Below are 19,882 nucleotides of genomic sequence, written 5' to 3'. Positions count from 1 at the left end.
ATAAAAAATGACTTCTTATTTTAGAAGTCATTTTTTATTTTAAAACGAATATGGAAATACTGTATGTAGGTGCTGGTCAGGGCTTTAGATAATCTCGGAGCTTACCCACCGCCTTTTTTTCGATACGGCTGACATAGGAACGGCTTATACCTAGTTCTTTGGCAAGCTCCCTCTGGGTAAGAGGCTCTTCACCTGATATACCATACCGCTTCATGACGATTAACCGTTCACGGTTTGTTAATATGTGCGAGATCGCACCATAGAGAGATTTAATCTGCAGCTTCAGATGGATATCGTTTAGAACGGCGTCCGGATCCGAGCCCAGTATATCATTAAAATTGATTTCATTTCCGTCTTTATCCGTACCGATCGGTTCGTTGAGCGAAATTTCCAGTTTACGTTTCTTTTCTGAACGGATGGACATCAGTATTTCATTTTCAATACATTTTGCCGCATACGTAGCCAGTCTGGTGGCCCGTTTGCTGCTGTATGTATTGATGGCCTTGATGAGTCCTATGGTACCAATGGAAATCAGATCATCCGGATTGGTATTTCCACCGGAATATTTTTTGACTATATGCGCAACTAAACGGAGGTTACGCACAATTAATGTATTTTTTGCTTCTAAATCGCCTTCTTCAAAACGTTTAAGGTAATATTCCTCTTCCTTGCATGTAAGTGGTTTTGGAAAGGAACTGCCCATTTATGTAACCCCCCTCTGTAGACTTTTACTATATGCAGAAAAGGGGCTTAAAGTGCATGACCTTATAAAATAGGCATGAACCTATTTCACTTCAAAGGATTTACAATCTGTACATTGATCCATGGTCGGATTGTTTTCGTGTGTTCCAACCATTATAGAATTAAGAGAGCAGTAGTTCTGGCTCTGTGCGTGATGTTTACACTGATCTACAGTACATTTGATGCATTCGTTGACAAAATTCATTTTTCTACCTCCTAAGTTTAAGATTCGATTTTAGTATGTCTAACTTCTTAAATTTTATTAATAAATTTTAGAGCTTTTTTCTCTTGTATAAGCTTCATTAAAATGCTAAAATATAAGATACGAATAATTGGGGGATTAGAAAATAGGGAGGCGAGATGCAGCACCTTTTTAGGTGCAGGGGGAAAAATACATGATAATAAGGGAGCTTCCAATAGATGAGAGACCTCGGGAAAAACTGATGATTTATGGCACTTCTGCTCTGTCAAATGCAGAGCTTCTGTCTGTTATTATCCGAACGGGTACAAACAACAAGTCAGCAGTAGCGCTTGCAAATGAGGTATTGACCTATAGAGAAAATGGTATTGCTTTTTTGATGGAATGTCTGCCGGAAGAATTAGCCGAAATACAAGGCATCGGACAGGCAAAGGCCTGCCAGATCGTAGCGGCTGTCGAACTGGGCAAAAGAATTGCCACCAAACCAAAAGAAATGAGAATCCATGTAAACAATCCGGAAGTAATCGCAGACCTTTTTATGGAAAAAATGAGATACTATAAAAAGGAATTTTTTAATGTTGTAATACTTAACACAAAGGGTGAAGTAATCGCTGTAGAAAATGTCGCAATTGGTGACTTGAACTGCACGATTATCCATCCGAGAGAAATATTTTGCAAAGCAGTTAGAAAAAGTGCATCAGCTGTCATCTTTGTACATAATCATCCCAGCGGTAATCCTGCTCCAAGCAGAGAGGATATTGATATTACGCAGAGACTTGTTAAAGCTGGCGAAATATTGGGAATCAAGGTTCTCGATCATATTATAATTGGTGACGGTACTTTTTTGAGCTTTAGAAATAAAAATCTAATGTAAATGTCCAAGCTTTTTCAAGGACAGTAGAACAATACGTAGTGGAGGATTCAGTATGTTTTTTAGAAATGATATGGGTATAGATTTAGGTACGGCTAATACTTTAATATATATGAAAGAAAAGGGAATAGTATTAAATGAGCCATCCGTAATCGCCATGGATAAGATTACCAATACTGTTATGGCAACAGGAACACAAGCAAAGAGAATGATCGGAAAGACACCGGCAACGATTGATGTGGTAAGACCTTTAAGAGAGGGCGTCATCTCGGATTTCGATATGACTGCCGAAATGATCAAAGTCTTTATAAGAAGGGCTTTGGGAAATAAAAATTCAAACAATTTACGTATTTCCATCGGTGTACCAAGTGGGGTCACGGAAGTGGAAAAAAGAGCAGTAGAGGAAATCGTTCGCCAGATGGGCGCTAAAGAGGTTTATATTTTAGAAGAGCCTATGGCTGCGGCCATCGGTTCCAATCTGGATATTGACGATGCGGAAGGATGCATGATCTGCGATATCGGCGGCGGTACGACGGATATTGCGATTATAGCTTTGGGCGGAATTGTAACGAGCATTTCGCTGAGATATGCGGGAGATAAGCTGAACGATGCGATTGTGGCTTATATGAGGAAAAACTTTAATCTGGCTATCGGAGATAAGACAGCGGAAGAATTGAAAATTAAGGTAGGCTGTGCTATGATGGAGACCGATGAACAGGGGAATGAAGTCATCATTACGGAACAGGCCAGAGGCCGAGATATCATATCCGGTCTGCCGACTACGGTCGAGGTAACCAATCGGGATATGCTGCTGGCTTTGGAGGAATCGGTAGAAATCATTATTGACGGGATTAAGTCCACTCTGGAAAAAGCACCTCCCGAAATTGCAGCAGACATTGTAAATAATGGATTGGTATTATCCGGCGGCGGCGGTATGCTGTCTCATCTGGATAAGTTAATTTCCATAAAAACGGGCATGAGTGTAACCGTTGAAGAGAATGCTTTTGAAGCCGTTGCTTTAGGAACGGGAAAAAGTCTGGACAATTTAGACAAATTAAAGAGATACGCTTGCACTTCGAGAAGATAGGAAAACATTTAAAATGAGGTTTATTAGAGAACACAAATTATTTAGTCTTTTAATAACGGTTGTGCTCATATTGAGCATCACAATGATTATTTCGTATAAAACGGGCGGAAGACATGGGTTCTTTGGTGATATGTTACAGACGGGAACCACCACGATTCAAAAACCCTTATCAAATGGCAGTACTTCCGTTAAAAATAACGTAAGAAGTATTTTTAAGTTTAAGCAGGTGGCAGCGGAAAATGAAGAATTAAAGAACGAAGTAAATGAATTACAGCAGCAGGTGATAAAGCTTACCTTGAAGAAAAATGAACTGCGTCAGTTACAGGAGCTGTCCAATGCTTTGAATTATGAGAGCGTTAATGACAGTCAGAATGTGGTTTCGGCAAATATCATCTCGTTGGACGGCTCGAACTGGTTTAACCTGTTTACGATTGACCGAGGCTCGGAAAGCGGTATCAAAAAAGACTGTATCGTAGTGAACGGAGACGGTCTGGTGGGTAAAATCACTGAGACCGGCAAGGGGTGGTCAAAGGTTGCTTCTATTATTGATGAATCAAACAGCGTGAGTTTTATGGTGCTCCGGGATATGAGCTTGATCGGCATCGTATCTGGAGACAGTCAGGGCTCCCTGTCGGGATTTATGCTGGACAATAAGGCAAGCGTCATGGAAGGAGATTCTTTAGTTACTTCTAATATGGGATTATATCCGGCAGGGATTAAGATCGGTAAAATTCGATCCGTAGAATATAACAGTGATACACAACTTAAAACGGTAAAGATTGAACCGAGTGTTTCCTTTAAAAGCTTACAGAAGGTGGCGGTTATCATATGAAAATGAGATTTGCTGCCATCATTTTTTTCATTGCTTTTTTATTACAGGGAACCGTGTTGAATCTGTTTTCAATCCATGGAGCTACTCCAAATTTAATTTTGTGTCTGGTGGTGATTTTTTCTTTTTTATATGAGGATTTCAACGGACTTATTTTGGGAGTAGTTTTTGGTCTGCTTATGGATTTATGTATGGCACAGTATGTGGGTGTAGCAGCATTTTCTTACTTAATAGTCAGCTTGATAGCGATCAACATGAGGGAAAATATTAACAAAGAAAATATTGCTTCGATTATAATTGTTTCGGTAGGGTCAACGTTGATATATAATTTTTTGTATTTCATAATAAGTGCAGGCTTTGGCAGCATTTATTCCCTGACTTATTGGCTGAAGCTGCAGCCGATATATATCCTCTACAATTCGGCAATTGTATTCATATTGTACTTAATTTTTATAAAGCGAGTAGTTAAATATAGAAATGACAGGTATTTAATATGGAAAAAGCGTTAAAATCAAGATACGGTCAGATCGTCTTGGTGATCATCATACTCATGATCGTCCTGTTTTGCCGATTGTTTATTTTGACAGTCATGCAGAATGAGGAATGGAAAGAGCAGGCAACCAGTATCAGTACCAAGAGTATTTATACAAAGGCACCGAGAGGCGAAATCCTTGACCGGTACGGGAGAGTCATCGCCGGAAATAAACAGGCTTTTACATTGCAGATCAACGCAGGGGAATCTACCGATAAGGAATTGAACCGGGTCTGCAGTGAGGTCGTTCGGATATTAGAAAAAAATAATGAACAATACTTTGATAACCTGCCCATTATCATCAATGGAAATAAATTTTCTTATACGTATGATAATGATATAAAGGAATGGTTGTCAGAGCAGGAAATGCCCACGAACTTTACGGCACGGAAGGCCTTTAATGAACTGCGAATTCGATATGAGGTGGATGAATCTTTAGATCGATACGAGGCGCAGACTGAATTGCAGAACGTATATAAAATTTATCCGCCTATTTCTGTAAAGAATATGGAATTTACCAAGGAGCAGGATAAACAGAGCTTTCTTGGAAGATATAAGCTGGACCAAAAGACCCTGACAGAAAAAAAGGCAAAGAAGACAGATCTTTCAGCAAAGGAAGCTTTTTACCAATTACGGACCTATTTTAATATTGATCCGATGCTTTCCAACGAACAGGCCAGGAAAATCATGGTCATCAGAAATGAGATCAAAGCTATGGGCTTTAGAAAGTATCTGCCGGCGGACATTGCAAAAGGTATTTCGGACAACACGATTGTTGAAGTGGAAGAGAGAAGCGCAGAGCTTCCGCAGGTAAAGGTCGTTTCGGAAACCATGAGGTACTATCCAAATGCCAATGCGGCATCCCATATCATTGGGTATCTGGGACAAATTTCGGAAAGCGATAAAGAATATTACGTAGATAAATTAGGCTATAACTCCAACGACCTGATAGGCAAAGAGGGAATAGAAAGTGCTTATGAAACCACCTTGAAAGGAAAAGATGGTTCTAAAAACGTTCAGGTAAATGCGGTGGGTGAACTGGTGCGGACCATCAGCGAGACAGAACCGGAAAAGGGAAAGGATGTTTATCTGACTGTTGATCTGGAATTGCAGAAAACTGCCGAGGACGCATTGAAACAAGCGTTGAAACAGATTCAAGTGGGAGGGACCTTCCAAAGTCAGTACGGCAATTATCATTATTCCAAAGCCTATAGAAACGCAAACGTAGGAGCGGTTGTTGCCATTGAAGTAGAGACCGGAGATGTACTGGCTATGGCCAGTGAACCGGATTTCGACCCGAATCTCTTTGCGGCGGGAATCAGCAAGGAAGACTGGAATGCGCTTCAGAGTCAGAATCCAAGAGATTATATGGCACCTGCCCCTTTATATAATGTAGCGACCATGACGCCGGTACAGCCGGGCTCCACTTTTAAAATGGTCACTGCTACAGCCGCTTTGGAAAGCGGCTTGGATCCTTATAGAAAACTTCATGACGGCGGCCGCATCATGGTGGGAAACAGACCGTATGCCTGCCTGATCTGGCATAAGAACGGAGGCTCTCACGGAAACATTAATCTGGCCGAAGCCTTGGAGGTATCCTGTAACTACTATTTTTATGACATCGCCACGGGGAAGGATTATTATAAGGGCGTCAGCCTGGGGTACCGCACACCTATAAGTATTGATGTGATTACTTCTTATGCGGAGCAGTATGGACTGGGGAAGCCCACCGGAATTGAGATCCCGGAGCGGGTGGTAGGCGTTCCGACTGCTGAAAAGAAAATGGAACAGATGAAAACCAGCCTGAAACTCGATTTGAAAAGCAAGGCTGAAAAATATTTCCGGGGAAATGTGGTAAAGGACGAAGACAAGCTGGCGAAAAGCATTGATACGATTGTCGGCTGGACAGAAGAAAATCCTACCAAGAATCAGATCGTCGACAGGCTTACCAAGATGAATCTGGGCGTAAAAGAGAATATGATCGATTCTCTGGCAGATTTATGTAAATATACCTATTTTAATTATGCGGATTGGACTTTGGGTGATGAATTCAACATCGCTATCGGCCAGGGTGAAAACTCTTATACACCGCTTCAAATGGCTAATTATGTGGCCACTATAGGAAATGAAGGGGTGCACAATAAGGTCAGCCTGATTAAAGCGATTGAAGGACAGAAGCCTATTGAAAAGGAGCCGGGAACGAAGGTCAAGCTGACGGATGACAGGCATTTAGATCAGATCATTGAGGGAATGAAGCTGGTGGCAAACGGGCCAAAGGGAAGCTTAAAGGGCATTTTTGGCAATTTCCCTGTTGAAGTGGCCGGAAAGTCCGGTACGGCGGAGCGCTCCGGCAAAATGCATCCACCGGATGAGGTGGCCTATATTAAACAGCATTTAAGGCAGATCAATCCGAAGCTGTCCTTTGATCAAGTAGAGAATGAAATGAACCGTTTGATGAAAAAAGAACCGGATACCTACAGAACGAAAGACGGAGCAATCAGACAGGCTGTGATCAATCTAAGCAATGGTACTGTGAATTATGAAAAAATAGATGCGTATAAGAGCAATTATGATAACTTTGCCTGGGTATTGACCATGGCACCTGCGGATCATCCTAAAATAGCCGTGGCGGTCATGATTGTTCAGGGCGGTACGGCAGGATATGCCGGCCCTGTGGCTCGTGAAGTAATAGGCAAATATTTGCAGTTAGATAAGACTTACGAGGATTTTGACTTAAATACAACAATACAATAAACTAGGAGGCAATAAAACATGGGCAAAGTTATTTTGATAGCATCAGGAAAGGGCGGTGTAGGAAAAACTGTTTTTACTACCAACGCCGGTGCCGCATTAGCGCAAAAGGGATATAAAGTCGTGCTCATTGATATGGACATGGGACTGCGCAATCTGGACTTGTGTCTGGGCCTTGAAAATAAAGTTGTCTATGATATAGCAGATGCCTTGACAGGATTATGCCGAATTAAACAGGCTCTTATACGGGATCGGCGGTTTGAAGAACTCTATTTAATTTCGGCAGCTCATCATAAGGACAAGGGGGATTTGACCCCTTTACATATGAAAATACTCTGTGAGAAGCTGAAAGAACGGTTTGACTATATCTTGGTGGATGCTCCTGCCGGTATCGGGGATGGTCTGAAGCTGGCCGCTGCCGGTGCGGATATGGGGCTCATCATTACCACGCCGGAGCATGTAGCGGTGCGAGATGCGGACACGCTTGACCGGGTGCTGCACGAGCTTGGAATACGGGAAAGAATGTATGTTGTAAACAAGGTAAAAGCAGATTTAATGACGCTGGGGGTCGTGCCGAATATCAGTGAAATCAACGACATATTAAAGCCGCCGATGGCTGGGATCATCCAGTATGACGATAATATCCACATTGCCGCCAATAATGGTATACCGGTCGTATTGAAAAAAGGAACTTACATAGAAGAAAACTTTAAACACATTGTGGAAAGGATCATCGGTTCCGAACAGTGTGAATAATAAAAATAAAAAGGTAAAAATGCAGAATAAAAAAATACAGGAGGTAAAGAACCGCCTGTATTTTTTTGCACATTAGCACATTATTTAAAAGTTAATAATTTTACTTCGGATCCCTACATTCAGAATCAGGCCCAGAGCAATCATATTTGCCAGCACCGAGGAACCGCCGTAGCTGATAAACGGAAGCGTGATGCCGGTAACCGGCATGAGCCCCATGGTCATGGCTATGTTCTCAAAGATCTGAAAACCAAACATCCCGATAAAACCTACCGCGATGAGCGCTCCCAAGTGATCTTTGGCATTATAGGCAATCTTTGCAATCCTGTATAAAAACAGCGTATACAGACCGATAATAACAGCACCTCCGATCATACCCAGCTCCTCAACAATTACGGAAAAAATAAAATCAGATTTTTGTACGGGTAAAAATTTCAGCTCCTTTTGAGTTCCCTGAAATAATCCCTTGCCGAAAAAACCGCCTGAACCAATGGCGACCTTGGACTGCCATACTTGATAATTTCCTCCCAGTTCCAGATTGGAAGGATGAAGAAAAGCATCAATTCTTTCCTTTTGATGAGACGCCATAAAACGGTATACGAGGGGAAGACAAAGGGTAAATATAACGGCGAACTTTCCCAGTATCCTGTAGTCGATTCCCGCATAAAAGACCATGGCAAGCCAAATAAAACAGAGTACGATGGCGCCGCCCAAATCTTCTTTTAAAACGATCAGGATAAACGGGGAGGCATAAAGCGCCGACATAATGACTCCCTTATAGCTCCATAACGTGTCGTGATTGCGGCAGAAATACAGCGCCAAAAGAATCACGAAGGTAATTTTGACAATTTCAGACGGCTGGAAATACATAATTCCAAGATTGATCCACGCCCGGGAACCGTATTGCTCCACGCCCAGTCCGGGAATATATACGGTGAGCAGAAGCAGCACGGATACGATATATAGAGGTTTTTCCCAATTCTCAAAAATCTTATAGTCGATAAGGAGGATAAACCCTACAGCGATAAATCCTAAAAAGTAGGCTACCAGCTGCATGGTCACATACTTGTCGAACACAAAATGCCCCTGCGATGCGGTACTGCTGATCATCATGATGCTGATCGCCGCAAAACACAAGGGTAAAAACACTAAAATTTTATCTATATTCTTAAATAAATTCCAAAAATACTTCATAGTTTGCCTTTCATTAATCTTGACATTGAGCCACTTTAAACATTATAATAGTATTGTGTAATTATATCAATAATTAATTAATAGTAATGCAAAGATTTATTTCGCTGTTGGCATTGCCGCAGCATAATTTTTTGTAAAATCCGAGTTATTTATTCGGATTGTGTTTTTACCCTAATATTGTGTAAATTTACAAAAATGGGGACAAGTTGAAGTTGTGTATGAAAAGACATAGGATAAAAGGAGGTGTTTTATATTACAGACATACTGATTTATGTATTAGTTGGGTTTATTGCCTTAGCCCTTGGGTTATTGGTTGGATATATAGTCAGAAAAACTGTTGGAGAGAAAGCCATAGGAAGTGCTGAACAGAAAGCAAGAAATCTGATTCTTGATGCCGAGAACAAATCGGAGACCATTAAGAAGGAAATCACTATAGAAGCCAAAGAAGAAGCTCACAAAATGAGAAATGAGATCGAACGTGAGGTTCGGGAACGAAGAGCAGAAATCCAGAGATCAGAAAAAAGACTGATCCAAAAGGAAGAAACTCTGGATAAGAAGATTGATAATCTGGAGAGAAAAGAAGAAGGTATTACCAAAAAAGAACAATCCTTAGTAGACAAACAGCAAGAGCTGGATGGATTTATTGAAAAACAGATGCAGGAGCTTGAAAGAATTTCCGGATATACTGCAGATGATGCCAAGCAGATATTGCTTGCCAATGTGGAAAAAGACATTCGGGTCGAAGCATCCGTGATGATTAAGGACATCGAGTCAAAAGCCAAAGAAGAAGCGGACAAGAAAGCAAAAGAAATCATTACCGGAGCCATTCAAAGATGTGCTGCCGACCATGTGGCCGAAAGTACGGTTTCCGTAGTTGCTCTGCCAAACGATGAAATGAAGGGAAGAATCATCGGCAGAGAGGGAAGAAATATCCGGGCTATTGAAACCTTGACCGGAATTGATCTAATTATTGATGATACACCAGAAGCAGTTATTTTGTCAGGTTTTGACCCGGTTAAGCGAGAAATTGCAAGAATTGCATTAGAAAAATTAATTGTAGATGGAAGAATACATCCGGCAAGGATTGAAGAAATGGTGGAGAAGGCTGAAAAAGAAGTCAATGCGACCATAAAGGAAGCGGGAGAACAGGCATGCTTTGAAGTCGGCATTCACAATTTCCATCCGGAGCTTATCAAACTGTTGGGCAGATTAAAATATAGGACCTCTTACGGTCAGAATGTTTTAAATCACTCCATTGAGGTGGCGCATTTAGCCGGATTGATGGCAAGTGAACTGGGGCTGGATCCTAAGCTTGCAAAGAGAGCCGGTTTGCTGCACGATATCGGCAAAGCTCTCGACCATGAAGTGGAAGGCACCCACGTTGACATCGGTATTGATGTCTTGAGAAAGTATAAGGAATCAGAAGCGGTTGTAAACGGCATGGCAGCTCACCACGGAGACTATGAAGCAAAAAGTCTGGAAGCTGTACTGATTGCAGCGGCAGATGCCCTTTCAGCAGCGAGACCCGGAGCAAGGAGAGAGACTCTTGAATCTTATATCAAGAGACTTCAGAAGCTTGAAGAAATTGCTACAACGACTCCTGGAGTGGATAAGGCTTATGCAATACAGGCAGGACGTGAAATCAGAATTGTAGCGAAACCAGATGAGATTAAGGATGAAGAAATCGTATTCTTAGCACGAGAAATATCAAAGAAGATTGAAAGTGAACTGGAATATCCCGGACAGATCAAAGTCAATGTTGTCCGAGAGACCAGAGCCATTGATTACGCAAAATAATGATTGATTACGACTTAAGACCCTGCAGATTTCCTGCGGGGTCTTTTGACATCAATAAAATGATAATGATAAGGTGATGGAGTGGATAAGAACTTTTTTTATAAAAAAATGTGGGTGATTGCAGTACCCGTTGTCATTCAGAATGTAATCAGTATCGGATTGAACTTAGTGGATATTTTAATGATCGGCAGGCTGGGCGAAAAGGAGTTGGCAGCGGTGGGCTCTGCGACCCAACTCTTTTTTATTTTTAGTATGGTCTGCTTTGGGTTATACAGTGGTGCGGCAGTGTATGTGGCACAATATTTTGGAGCAAAAAATGAGGCTGGAATAAAAAAGATCATCGGAATAGATCTGGCGGCAGGCATTACGCTGTCTTCTCTTGCTTTTGTTCTGGCCATGCTGATGGCACCTAAGCTGATATGGATCTTCTCGAGAGATGAGGAAGTCATAGCACTGGGAGCGCAATTCCTCAGAACCGTTTGCTTCTCCTATATTTTGACCAGTATTACCTTTGCAATCGTGTATAATTCCAGGGCGGTTCAACGGCTAAAAGCAGCGACCATTATCAACGGAAGTGCGATTATCATAAATACTGTTCTAAATTACTGTCTGATTTACGGGAAATGGGGAATGCCGGCTATGGGGGTAAGAGGCTCCGCTTTAGCTACGGTCATAGCAAGGACCATAGAACTGACCTGTTTTGTGATCTATATTTTTGTTAATAAACAGCATCCGTTTCATGGAACCTTTAAAGAGTTCTTTTCCTTTGACAGCGTTCTGTTTAAAAATGTCATGAAAACAGCAGTACCCGTTGTCTTTACAGAGGGCGGCTGGGCAACTGTGACCTCGTTGACCTTTGTGGCCTATGGTATGCTGGGGGCTTCGGCTTTGGCGGTCATACAGATAGCGGAAGTGGTGGCAGATTTATCTCAAGCCGTTTATTTTGGACTGGGCAATGCCACCGCAGTTATTATCGGTGAGTCCCTTGGACGGAAAGAAACGGAAGCCGCTTTTCAGTACGGCGGTATGGCCATGAAAATAACCTGGGGAATGAACCTTTTTGTAACCGTGCTGTTGATTCTTATCAGCAGACCGATAGCAGCCGTGTATCAATTTAACGGCGAGACCACCCATATGCTCGTATTGGTTCTGATTGCCTGGGCCTTTACTACGACGCCTAAAATGCTTGCTTATGTTTTGATATGCGGTATTTTAAGGGCCGGGGGCGACACACTTTACAGCTTGGCGGTGGATTTATCCTGTAATGTGGTAATCCAGCTTTCCATTGCATTTTTCAGTGTACTGGTTCTGCACCTGCCGATTTACTGTGTGGTCGTTTTGGTTTCCATAAGCGATATAACAAAAACGATCCTTTGTTATAAGAGATATTACAGTAAAAAGTGGATGAACATAGTAACCTGATGTGATATACTGATACGAATGCAAAATTTTAGATTTTTGAGAGGATTATAGAACATGTTTGTATATTTGGATAACAGCGCAACCACCAAGCAGTACGACGCTGTAACCGATAAAATGATAGAATATATGAGAGAGGATTTTGGAAATCCTTCTTCCCTGCACAAACTCGGTTTAACGGCCGAAAAGGCTGTGAGGGCTGCAAGAAAAAATGTGGCAGAGGCTCTAAATGCCCGTGAGGAGGAGATTATCTTCACGTCGGGGGGGACCGAATCGGATAACACCGCCCTGCTTGGAGCCGCATCTGCAAGGAAGAGACGCGGAAAAAAGATCATCACGACGGCGATTGAACATCCCGCCATTTTAGAAGCGGCCGGGAGGCTGGAGAACTTAGGCTTTACCATAGAATATATCGGGGTTGATGAGAAGGGCACTGTAGATATGGAGTCATTCCGACAATCCATAACAGAAGATACAATTCTGATTTCGGCTATGGGGGTTAACAATGAAGTCGGCACCATGGAGCCGATTCATGAAATGGTTCAGATTAAAAACGAATATAATAAAAAGCATGGTACGGAGGTCTTGTTTCACACAGATGCCGTGCAGGCATTCGGAAAATTGCCGGTTCAATCAAGCGGTATCGATATGATTTCCGTCAGCGGGCATAAAATACACGGACCGAAAGGAATCGGGGCATTATATATCCGGAAAGGACTGACCATAGAACCTTACTTAATCGGCGGGGGACAGGAAAAGCATATGAGATCCGGAACGGAAAATGTACCGGCTATAGCCGGGTTTGGTCAGGCAGCTCAGACAGCCGGCAGAAATTTGGAAAACCGGGTAAGAAAGATGTCTGCCGCAAGAGACTATCTGCTGGAAGGCATCCAAACAGAAATAAAGGATATCAAGATTAACAGTGCGGAAAAGGACAGCCCGATCTGGGAGCAGGGACTGTGCTGCCCGTCTGTGTTGAACATATCCTTTTTAGGCACTCGGGGAGAGGTGCTGCTTCATACGCTGGAACAGGCGGATATTTATGTTTCCACCGGGTCGGCATGCTCCTCCAATAAAAAGGGCCAGAGCCATGTACTAAAGGCCATGGGTCTGAAAGACAAAGAAATTGAAGGAGCCATTCGGTTCAGCTTCAGTGAATTTAATACCACCGAAGAAATGGACTATGTGTTAGAGCATCTAAAACAGGCCGTTACCAAATTCAGAAAGCTGGGCAGTTTCAGATAGCTCAAGCAAAAATTAGTTGCATAGAAAGGGATCATTATATGACGGATGATAGAAATATATTTATTGTAAGATGCGGTGAAGTAGCTCTGAAAGGAATGAACAAGCCTTATTTTGAAAGAATGCTTGTAGAACGAATCAAGAAAATGCTAAAGCGGTACGAAGGGGTGGAAGTAAAGAGGCATGAAGGACTAATCTTCGTTAGAGCAGATAAGCTTATTCCAAAGGAAGACATCATCAAGCAAATTTCCAAGGTTTTTGGCGTGGCTTCGATCAGCCCTGCCGTGGAAGTAGAAACTGACATGGATAAAATCAATGAAGCGGCCGTGCAGGTCATGCTCGAACTGATGCAGGAAAAGGAAATCCACACGTTTAAAGTAGAGGCAAAGCGGGCAGACAAGACCTTTCCGATCACCTCGCCAGAGGTGGGAAGAATTGTGGGCGCGAAAATCCTGATTGGCTGTAAAGTGCTGAAAGTAGATGTGCATCATCCGGATTGCTTATTATTTGTAGATGTCAGAAGAGAGAAGTCTTATATCTACGAACAGAAGATATCCGGGTTTGGCGGACTGCCGTTGGGGACAAACGGAAAAGGCTTGGTTCTGCTGTCGGGCGGAATCGATTCGCCGGTAGCGGCCTGGATGATGGCCAAGAGGGGGATGCTGATCGAAGCGGTTCATTTCCACTCTTATCCGTATACCAGTGAGAGAGCCCAGGAAAAGGTAGAACAGCTGGCAAGCATTGTAGCGACCTACTGCGGAAGATTTAAAATGCATGTGATCAACCTCTTGCCGATTCAGGAGGAAATCGTACAGCATTGCCCGGAGGAAGAGACCACAATTTTAGTACGGCGTTTTATGATGCGGATTGCGGAACGCGTGGCAGAGGAAACCGGCTGCATGATGCTCATAACCGGTGAAAATTTAGGGCAGGTGGCAAGCCAGACCGCAGAAGCTCTGGTCGTGACAGACGCTTCTGTGAAGCTGCCAGTCATGAGACCCCTGATTGCTATGGATAAAGTAGACATTATGGATAAGGCGCAGGAAATCGGCACCTTTGAAACCTCTATCCAGCCGTACGAGGATTGCTGCACCGTATTCCTGCCAAAGCACCCCACAACAAAGCCTAAGCTTGAAAAGATATTGGAATCAGAGAGCCGTCTGGATGCGGAAGCACTGATTGAGAAAGCTATAGCCTCAAAAGAAACTGTCCGCATCTTTCCTCAGGATTGATTTCGACAAAAATAGAATGAAACCCCCTTATTCTCTTAAGGACAAGCCCTTCCACAAGTACTATAATGAAATTGTTGGAAATGCTTGCAAGAGTATGAGGGGGTTTTGTAATGCAGACATATTTGGATTTTCAAATGAAAGATGATGTTCTAATAGTAAATATTGTGGGCGATCTGGATCATCACCAGGCAACACAGGCCAGAGAGGAAATAGACAGAACCATAGAGGCGTTTAAAAGTAAAAATCTTATTCTGGATTTTTCAAAGGTGGAATTCATGGACAGCTCCGGTATAGGAGTGGTCATGGGAAGATACAATAAGGTAAAAGAAAAGGGCGGAGAAATCTTGATAATCGGATGCTCTAAATATGTGAAATTAATATTAGAAATGGCAGGAATCTTTACTATTATAAGATATTGTGAAAGCTTAAATGAAGCGCTGGAAAAGTTTCAAGCAATGGAAGAACAGAGGGAGGTGTCAGGCAATGATAAATAAGATAAAAGTAGAGTTTTTGAGCCTGTCTGTAAATGAAAGTTTTGCAAGGACTGCGGTAGCGGGCTTCTTCTCAGAGCTGGATCCCACGATCGAGGAGATTGCAGAAATAAAGACCAGTGTATCAGAGGCAGTCAGCAATGCTATCATACACGGATATAAAAACCAGCCCACGGGAATCGTTACGGTGGAATGCAGCTACGATGAAAACAGAAAACTCGTCATATCGGTGGCAGACAACGGCGTAGGAATTGAGAATATAGAAAAGGCCAGAGAACCGCTGTTTACTACCGGAAGCTCTGAGGAGCGTGCGGGGATGGGGTTCACTGTGATGGAAAGCTTTACCGATCATGTGGAAGTGACATCAAAGCTTGGAGAAGGAACAAGGGTCTTGATGATCAAGAGGTTGGATGCAGGGTATGAGTTATAATTATACTGCAATAAAAAAAGAAGATACATATGCCTTGATAGAAAAGGCTAAATTGGGAGATGAAGAGGCGAGGGAACTTCTGGTCTCTCAAAATACCGGCCTGGTAAAAAGCCTGGCTTTAAAGTATGTCGGTACAGGCTATGAGCTGGAGGATCTGATTCAGATCGGATATATGGGATTGCTCAAATCCATTGAACGTTTTGATCCCAGCTATGGCGTCATGTTTTCTACGTATGCGGTGCCGATGATTTTGGGCGAAATCAAAAGATACATAAGAGATGATGGAAGAATCAAAATCAGCAGGCAGATGAAAATGGATATTAAAAGGCTGAAACAGGCCAGAGAAGAGCTTTATTACAGAAGCGGAAGCTCTCCCAAATTAAGTGAGCTGGCGGCAGAAATGGATCTGCCCGTGGAGCGGGTCTTAGAGATCATGGAAGCGGACGACGCCCTGTGCAATCTTCAAAGCATCGATGACCCGGAAAGTACCAGACAGTATAGTTCAGAAGGAAATAATCCTTTTGAGTCCGCAGAGGAAACGATGATAGACGTCATTTGTTTAAAAAATATCATAGGAAAGCTGGAGGACAAGGAACGAAAAATCATTGTACTTCGATATTTCAGGGATATGACGCAGCAGCAAATTGCCAACTTATTGGGAATATCTCAAGTGCAGGTATCCCGCATAGAAAAGCGGGTATTGGAAAACATTCGGATGGTTTGTGAAAAGTAAAGGATATAAGGCAGGGTAAAGATTTTTTACTCTGTTTTTTCTTTTAAGTTATCAGAACTTTTCGATTATTACCGGAAAACAAATGATTTTCTATAAATGCCGTGAAATGTACTAAAAAGTGCTTGCAAATATAGAAGAAGTGGTGTTAAATATATAGTATATGCTGTTATATATTTAACTAACATTAGCTTATGAAAATTAAAGGTTGAAACACAAATACATAAGCGAAAGAAAGGTCACTTTTTCATATTAAAGTGCGCCATTATTATAATTTAAGGAGGCATTTACACATGAACTTTCAACTAACGAAAGAACAAGAATTTGTAAGAAAAATGGTAAGAGAGTTTGCTGTTAATGAAGTTGAACCGTTAGCTGCTGAAATTGATCAGGAGCATAGATTCCCGGTTGAAACTGCTGAGAAAATGGCAAATTACGGTCTGCTTGGCATTCCGTTCCCTACTGAATACGGCGGAGCTGGCGGAGATCACATCTCATACGCTATTACAGTAGAAGAATTATCAAGAGTATGCGCATCAACAGGCGTTATCTGCTCTGCTCATACTTCATTATGCTGCTGGCCTATCTTTGCATGGGGCACAGAAGAGCAGAAGAAAAAGTATTTACCAGACCTGTTATCCGGAAAGAAATTAGGCGCATTCGGTCTGACTGAACCAAATGCAGGTACAGATGCTGCCGGTCAGCAGACAAGAGCCGTAAAAGACGGTGACGACTATATCTTGAATGGAGCTAAGGTATTTATTACAAACGGCGGTTATGCTGAAACATTTGTAATAATGGCTATGACAGATAAATCAAAAGGAACAAGAGGCATTTCTGCATTTATCGTAGAGAAAAGTGATGAAGGCTTCTCCATTGGTAAGACAGAAGACAAGATGGGTATCTGTGCATCTTCCACTACAGAGCTTATCTTCCAGAATTGCAGAATCCCTGCTGACAGAATGCTGGGCAATGTTGGCGAAGGCTTTAAAGTAGCCATGTCTACTCTGGACGGAGGCCGTATCGGTATTGCTTCTCAGGCTTTAGGTATTGCACAGGGAGCATTCGATGTAACAGTTGAATATATGAAAGCTAGAAAACAGTTCGGTAAGAAATTATCTCAGATGGAAGCTCTTCAGTTCGAAATTGCGGACATGAAGACTCGTATTGAAGCTTCCAGACTTCTGATTTACCAGGCAGCAGACATGAAGGACAAACATCTTGCTTATGGCCCTAAATCGGCTATGGCTAAATTATTTGCTGCGGAAACGGCTATGTACGTAACAACAAAGGCTGTTCAGTTACACGGCGGTTATGGTTACACGAAGGATTACCCGGTTGAAAGAATGATGAGAGACGCTAAGATCACTGAAATCTACGAAGGAACATCAGAAGTTCAGAAGATCGTAATCGCAGCATCAGTATTTGGTAAATAAGGAAGAGGGAGGAAATAGAAATGGCATTTAAGATTATCGTATGCGCAAAACAGGTTCCTGATACAAACGTTATTAAGATTAACCCTAAGACAGGAACTCTTATCAGAGACGGCGTGCCTAGCATTTTGAATCACGACGATGCTAACGCTTTAGAAGAGGCTTTAAAGATCAAGGATCAGTATCCTGACACACATATTACAGTTATCACTATGGGACCTCCGCAGGCTAAAGATCTTTTATTTGAATGTTTAGCTAAAGGAGCTGACGAAGGTATTTTAGTTTCCGACAGAGCTGTTGGCGGTTCCGATACTTGGGCAACTTCCAATACGCTTGAAGCTGCTGTGAAAAAGGTCGGTCCTTTCGACCTTATGTTCGCAGGACGTCAGGCTATCGACGGAGATACTGCTCAGGTTGGACCTCAGCTTGCTGAAAAACTGGGAATTCCTCAGGTAACTTACGTAGAAGAATTTAAAATGGACAAGAACATGAAGGACATCACTGTTAAGAGACAGTTAGAAGATGGTTATGAAATGATTAAGCTTCAGACTCCTTGCATGCTTACAACGATTAAGGAATTAAACAATCCTAGATACATGTCAATGAAGGGCATCTTCGGTGAAAAGGAAATAAAGGTTTGGAACGCAAGGGATATAGAAGTAGATTTAACTACGGTTGGTCTGGAAGCTTCTCCTACAAACGTATTCCGTTCATTTACTCCTGCTCCAAAGGGTAAGGGTATTACCATTGAAGGTGATACAGTAAATGATGTTGCAAAGAAGCTTTTAGTTAATCTAAAAGGTAAGCATGTAATCTAGAAAAGGAGGAGGAATTAAACAATGGCTATTCAAGTAATTAAAGATAAATGTAAAGGCTGTAAACTTTGTATCAAAGCATGTCCGTTCGATGCAATCGATATGGATGGAAAATTAGCTGTAATCAATGAAAAGTGTACGGCATGTAAAGTTTGTATATCAAAATGCCCGTTCGATGCTATTGAAAATACAGGCGGAGATGAAGTTGTTGACTTAAGCGCTTATAAAAATATCTGGGTATTTGCTGAACAGAGAGACGGAAAGTTAATGAACGTTGCTCTTGAATTGATCGGAGAAGGTTACAGACTTGCTAAAGAAATCAGCGACGATACGAAAGTATGCGCAGTTGTTGTTGGCGACGGTGTTGCACACCTAACTGAAGAATGCTATGCATATGGTGCAGATGAAGTAATTCTGATCGAAGATCCGCTTTTGAAGCAGTATACAACAGATGCTTATGCAAAGGCTATCACTGACGCTATTCAGGTATACAAGCCGGAAATCGTTCTTTACGGTGCTACTCACATCGGAAGAGACTTAGCTCCAAGAATTGCGGCCAGATGCAACACCGGTCTTACAGCGGACTGTACCAGACTGGATGTTAAAGTATCAAGCTACATCGAATATGCGAAGAAGAATACGACATTAGATACATCCACATTGGATCCTACGGATCCTTCCACAGGAATCAAGCAGACTCGTCCTGCTTTCGGCGGTAACTTAATGGCTACTATCATCTGCCCAAGAACCAGACCTCAGATGTCCACTGTAAGACCTGGCGTAATGCAGAAGAGAGATAAGGTTGAAGGAGCAAAGGGTACTTTAATTGTATTCAAGCCTGAGATTTCTAAGGATGATATCCATGTTCAGATCTTAGAAGTTGTTAAATCAGCCAAAGAAATGGTATCCTTGACAGATGCTGATATCATCTGTTCCGGCGGAAGAGGATTAGGAGACGCTTCCGGTTTTGAACTGATCAAGAAGTTCGCCGATAAGGTCGGCGGTGTTGTCGGTTCTTCCAGAGCAGCTGTTGATGCTGGATGGATTGATCATTCTCACCAGGTTGGACAGACTGGTACTACTGTAAAGCCTAAGATTTACTTCGCTTGCGGTATTTCCGGAGCAATTCAGCATTTAGCTGGTATGCAGACTTCAGACATCATTGTTGCTATCAACAAAGATCCAGACGCTCCTATGATGGAAATTGCTGACTATGCAATTTGCGGAGACCTGTATAAGGTCATTCCTGAAATCATTGCTGAGTGGGATAATGCAGAAGCTCTTTACGATGCATCAACCAAATAAAAACAGTTAAAAACCAAAATAAAATAATGAC

The 19,882-nt window shown here is 42.2% G+C and carries 19 protein-coding genes; 16 read left to right on the top strand and 3 right to left on the bottom strand.

The annotated features are described in order from the left end of the window. Positions 1 to 76: 76 nt before the first annotated feature. Together sigK and EQM06_RS07335 are read right to left on the bottom strand one after the other, a co-directional pair. The gene (gene sigK, locus EQM06_RS07340; RefSeq protein WP_128745713.1) at positions 77 to 703 is read right to left on the bottom strand and encodes an RNA polymerase sporulation sigma factor SigK; all 627 of its coding nucleotides are present in this window, start codon (positions 701 to 703) and stop codon (positions 77 to 79) included. A gap of 81 nt (positions 704 to 784) precedes the next feature. After that, positions 785 to 946 (bottom strand): DUF1540 domain-containing protein, encoded by a 162-nt coding sequence (locus EQM06_RS07335; RefSeq protein ID WP_128745712.1) that lies wholly within the window; start codon positions 944 to 946, stop codon positions 785 to 787. Between the two features lie 190 nt (positions 947 to 1,136). On the opposite strand from EQM06_RS07335, the gene radC reads away from it, so the two are divergent. Genes radC through minD form a run of 6 tightly spaced genes read left to right on the top strand, consistent with a single transcriptional unit; the run spans position 1,137 to position 7,766 of the window. Continuing rightward, positions 1,137 to 1,814, top strand: coding sequence for a RadC family protein (radC, locus tag EQM06_RS07330; RefSeq protein ID WP_128745711.1), 678 nt, complete (start codon positions 1,137 to 1,139; stop codon positions 1,812 to 1,814). 52 nt (positions 1,815 to 1,866) lie between these two features. Further along, the gene (mreB, locus tag EQM06_RS07325) at positions 1,867 to 2,898 is read left to right on the top strand and encodes a rod shape-determining protein (RefSeq protein WP_128745710.1); all 1,032 of its coding nucleotides are present in this window, start codon (positions 1,867 to 1,869) and stop codon (positions 2,896 to 2,898) included. Positions 2,899 to 2,911: 13 nt separating this feature from the next. Then, on the top strand, positions 2,912 to 3,730 hold the full coding sequence (gene mreC / locus EQM06_RS07320; RefSeq protein WP_128745709.1) for a rod shape-determining protein MreC: 819 nt from the start codon (positions 2,912 to 2,914) through the stop codon (positions 3,728 to 3,730). Further along, positions 3,727 to 4,236 carry a rod shape-determining protein MreD gene (mreD, locus tag EQM06_RS07315; RefSeq protein ID WP_128745708.1) on the top strand — a complete coding sequence of 170 codons (510 nt, stop codon included), beginning with the start codon at positions 3,727 to 3,729 and terminating at the stop codon, positions 4,234 to 4,236. Before mreC ends, mreD begins: the two co-directional genes overlap by 4 nt. Beyond that, complete coding sequence (locus EQM06_RS07310; RefSeq protein ID WP_128745707.1) at positions 4,221 to 7,013, top strand: penicillin-binding transpeptidase domain-containing protein; 2,793 nt, start codon at positions 4,221 to 4,223, stop codon at positions 7,011 to 7,013. Before mreD ends, EQM06_RS07310 begins: the two co-directional genes overlap by 16 nt. A gap of 18 nt (positions 7,014 to 7,031) precedes the next feature. After that, positions 7,032 to 7,766 carry a septum site-determining protein MinD gene (gene minD / locus EQM06_RS07305; protein WP_128745706.1) on the top strand — a complete coding sequence of 245 codons (735 nt, stop codon included), beginning with the start codon at positions 7,032 to 7,034 and terminating at the stop codon, positions 7,764 to 7,766. Positions 7,767 to 7,850: 84 nt separating this feature from the next. On the opposite strand, the gene rodA is transcribed toward minD, so the two are convergent. Beyond that, positions 7,851 to 8,957 carry a rod shape-determining protein RodA gene (gene rodA, locus EQM06_RS07300; protein WP_128745705.1) on the bottom strand — a complete coding sequence of 369 codons (1,107 nt, stop codon included), beginning with the start codon at positions 8,955 to 8,957 and terminating at the stop codon, positions 7,851 to 7,853. Between the two features lie 252 nt (positions 8,958 to 9,209). On the opposite strand from rodA, the gene rny reads away from it, so the two are divergent. The 10 genes from rny (at position 9,210) to EQM06_RS07250 (ending at position 19,851) form a co-directional block, all read left to right on the top strand. Beyond that, on the top strand, positions 9,210 to 10,754 hold the full coding sequence (gene rny, locus EQM06_RS07295) for a ribonuclease Y (RefSeq protein WP_128746823.1): 1,545 nt from the start codon (positions 9,210 to 9,212) through the stop codon (positions 10,752 to 10,754). An 81-nt stretch (positions 10,755 to 10,835) separates the two neighbouring features. Next, a complete protein-coding gene (locus EQM06_RS07290; protein WP_205666524.1) occupies positions 10,836 to 12,176 on the top strand; it encodes an MATE family efflux transporter in 1,341 nt (446 codons plus the stop codon). A gap of 54 nt (positions 12,177 to 12,230) precedes the next feature. Further along, entirely contained in the window at positions 12,231 to 13,418 is a 1,188-nt protein-coding gene (locus EQM06_RS07285; protein WP_128745703.1) for a cysteine desulfurase family protein, read from the top strand. Between the two features lie 38 nt (positions 13,419 to 13,456). Continuing rightward, entirely contained in the window at positions 13,457 to 14,647 is a 1,191-nt protein-coding gene (gene thiI, locus EQM06_RS07280) for a tRNA uracil 4-sulfurtransferase ThiI (protein WP_128745702.1), read from the top strand. 110 nt (positions 14,648 to 14,757) lie between these two features. Then, on the top strand, positions 14,758 to 15,141 hold the full coding sequence (gene spoIIAA, locus EQM06_RS07275; protein WP_128745701.1) for an anti-sigma F factor antagonist: 384 nt from the start codon (positions 14,758 to 14,760) through the stop codon (positions 15,139 to 15,141). Next, positions 15,131 to 15,568 (top strand): anti-sigma F factor, encoded by a 438-nt coding sequence (gene spoIIAB / locus EQM06_RS07270; protein ID WP_128745700.1) that lies wholly within the window; start codon positions 15,131 to 15,133, stop codon positions 15,566 to 15,568. Before spoIIAA ends, spoIIAB begins: the two co-directional genes overlap by 11 nt. After that, the gene (locus EQM06_RS07265) at positions 15,558 to 16,301 is read left to right on the top strand and encodes a sigma-70 family RNA polymerase sigma factor (RefSeq protein WP_230974940.1); all 744 of its coding nucleotides are present in this window, start codon (positions 15,558 to 15,560) and stop codon (positions 16,299 to 16,301) included. Before spoIIAB ends, EQM06_RS07265 begins: the two co-directional genes overlap by 11 nt. Positions 16,302 to 16,591: 290 nt before the next feature. Then, positions 16,592 to 17,734 (top strand): acyl-CoA dehydrogenase, encoded by a 1,143-nt coding sequence (locus EQM06_RS07260; protein ID WP_128745698.1) that lies wholly within the window; start codon positions 16,592 to 16,594, stop codon positions 17,732 to 17,734. Positions 17,735 to 17,754: 20 nt separating this feature from the next. After that, positions 17,755 to 18,549 (top strand): electron transfer flavoprotein subunit beta/FixA family protein, encoded by a 795-nt coding sequence (locus EQM06_RS07255; RefSeq protein ID WP_128745697.1) that lies wholly within the window; start codon positions 17,755 to 17,757, stop codon positions 18,547 to 18,549. A gap of 21 nt (positions 18,550 to 18,570) precedes the next feature. Further along, positions 18,571 to 19,851 carry an electron transfer flavoprotein subunit alpha/FixB family protein gene (locus EQM06_RS07250; RefSeq protein ID WP_128745696.1) on the top strand — a complete coding sequence of 427 codons (1,281 nt, stop codon included), beginning with the start codon at positions 18,571 to 18,573 and terminating at the stop codon, positions 19,849 to 19,851. The last annotated feature ends 31 nt before the right edge of the window (positions 19,852 to 19,882 follow it).

The sequence above is a fragment of the Aminipila luticellarii genome, from assembly GCF_004103735.1.
In the GTDB taxonomy this organism is placed as follows: domain Bacteria; phylum Bacillota; class Clostridia; order Peptostreptococcales; family Anaerovoracaceae; genus Aminipila; species Aminipila luticellarii.
Note: the sequence above shows the minus strand (reverse complement) of the source record. Positions and strands in the feature narration are given on the sequence as shown.

Bases quoted from the DNA above. Each gene is read 5' to 3' on its own strand.
- mreC (WP_128745709.1), top strand. From the start codon at position 2,912: ATGAGGTTTATTAGAGAACACAAATTATTTAGTCTTTTAATAACGGTT.
- spoIIAB (WP_128745700.1), top strand. From the start codon at position 15,131: ATGATAAATAAGATAAAAGTAGAGTTTTTGAGCCTGTCTGTAAATGAA.
- thiI (WP_128745702.1), top strand. From the start codon at position 13,457: ATGACGGATGATAGAAATATATTTATTGTAAGATGCGGTGAAGTAGCT.
- spoIIAA (WP_128745701.1), top strand. From the start codon at position 14,758: ATGCAGACATATTTGGATTTTCAAATGAAAGATGATGTTCTAATAGTA.
- radC (WP_128745711.1), top strand. From the start codon at position 1,137: ATGATAATAAGGGAGCTTCCAATAGATGAGAGACCTCGGGAAAAACTG.
- EQM06_RS07285 (WP_128745703.1), top strand. From the start codon at position 12,231: ATGTTTGTATATTTGGATAACAGCGCAACCACCAAGCAGTACGACGCT.
- minD (WP_128745706.1), top strand. From the start codon at position 7,032: ATGGGCAAAGTTATTTTGATAGCATCAGGAAAGGGCGGTGTAGGAAAA.
- EQM06_RS07310 (WP_128745707.1), top strand. From the start codon at position 4,221: ATGGAAAAAGCGTTAAAATCAAGATACGGTCAGATCGTCTTGGTGATC.
- EQM06_RS07250 (WP_128745696.1), top strand. From the start codon at position 18,571: ATGGCTATTCAAGTAATTAAAGATAAATGTAAAGGCTGTAAACTTTGT.
- sigK (WP_128745713.1), bottom strand. From the start codon at position 703: ATGGGCAGTTCCTTTCCAAAACCACTTACATGCAAGGAAGAGGAATAT.
- EQM06_RS07265 (WP_230974940.1), top strand. From the start codon at position 15,558: ATGAGTTATAATTATACTGCAATAAAAAAAGAAGATACATATGCCTTG.
- EQM06_RS07255 (WP_128745697.1), top strand. From the start codon at position 17,755: ATGGCATTTAAGATTATCGTATGCGCAAAACAGGTTCCTGATACAAAC.
- rodA (WP_128745705.1), bottom strand. From the start codon at position 8,957: ATGAAGTATTTTTGGAATTTATTTAAGAATATAGATAAAATTTTAGTG.
- EQM06_RS07335 (WP_128745712.1), bottom strand. From the start codon at position 946: ATGAATTTTGTCAACGAATGCATCAAATGTACTGTAGATCAGTGTAAA.
- mreD (WP_128745708.1), top strand. From the start codon at position 3,727: ATGAAAATGAGATTTGCTGCCATCATTTTTTTCATTGCTTTTTTATTA.
- mreB (WP_128745710.1), top strand. From the start codon at position 1,867: ATGTTTTTTAGAAATGATATGGGTATAGATTTAGGTACGGCTAATACT.
- EQM06_RS07260 (WP_128745698.1), top strand. From the start codon at position 16,592: ATGAACTTTCAACTAACGAAAGAACAAGAATTTGTAAGAAAAATGGTA.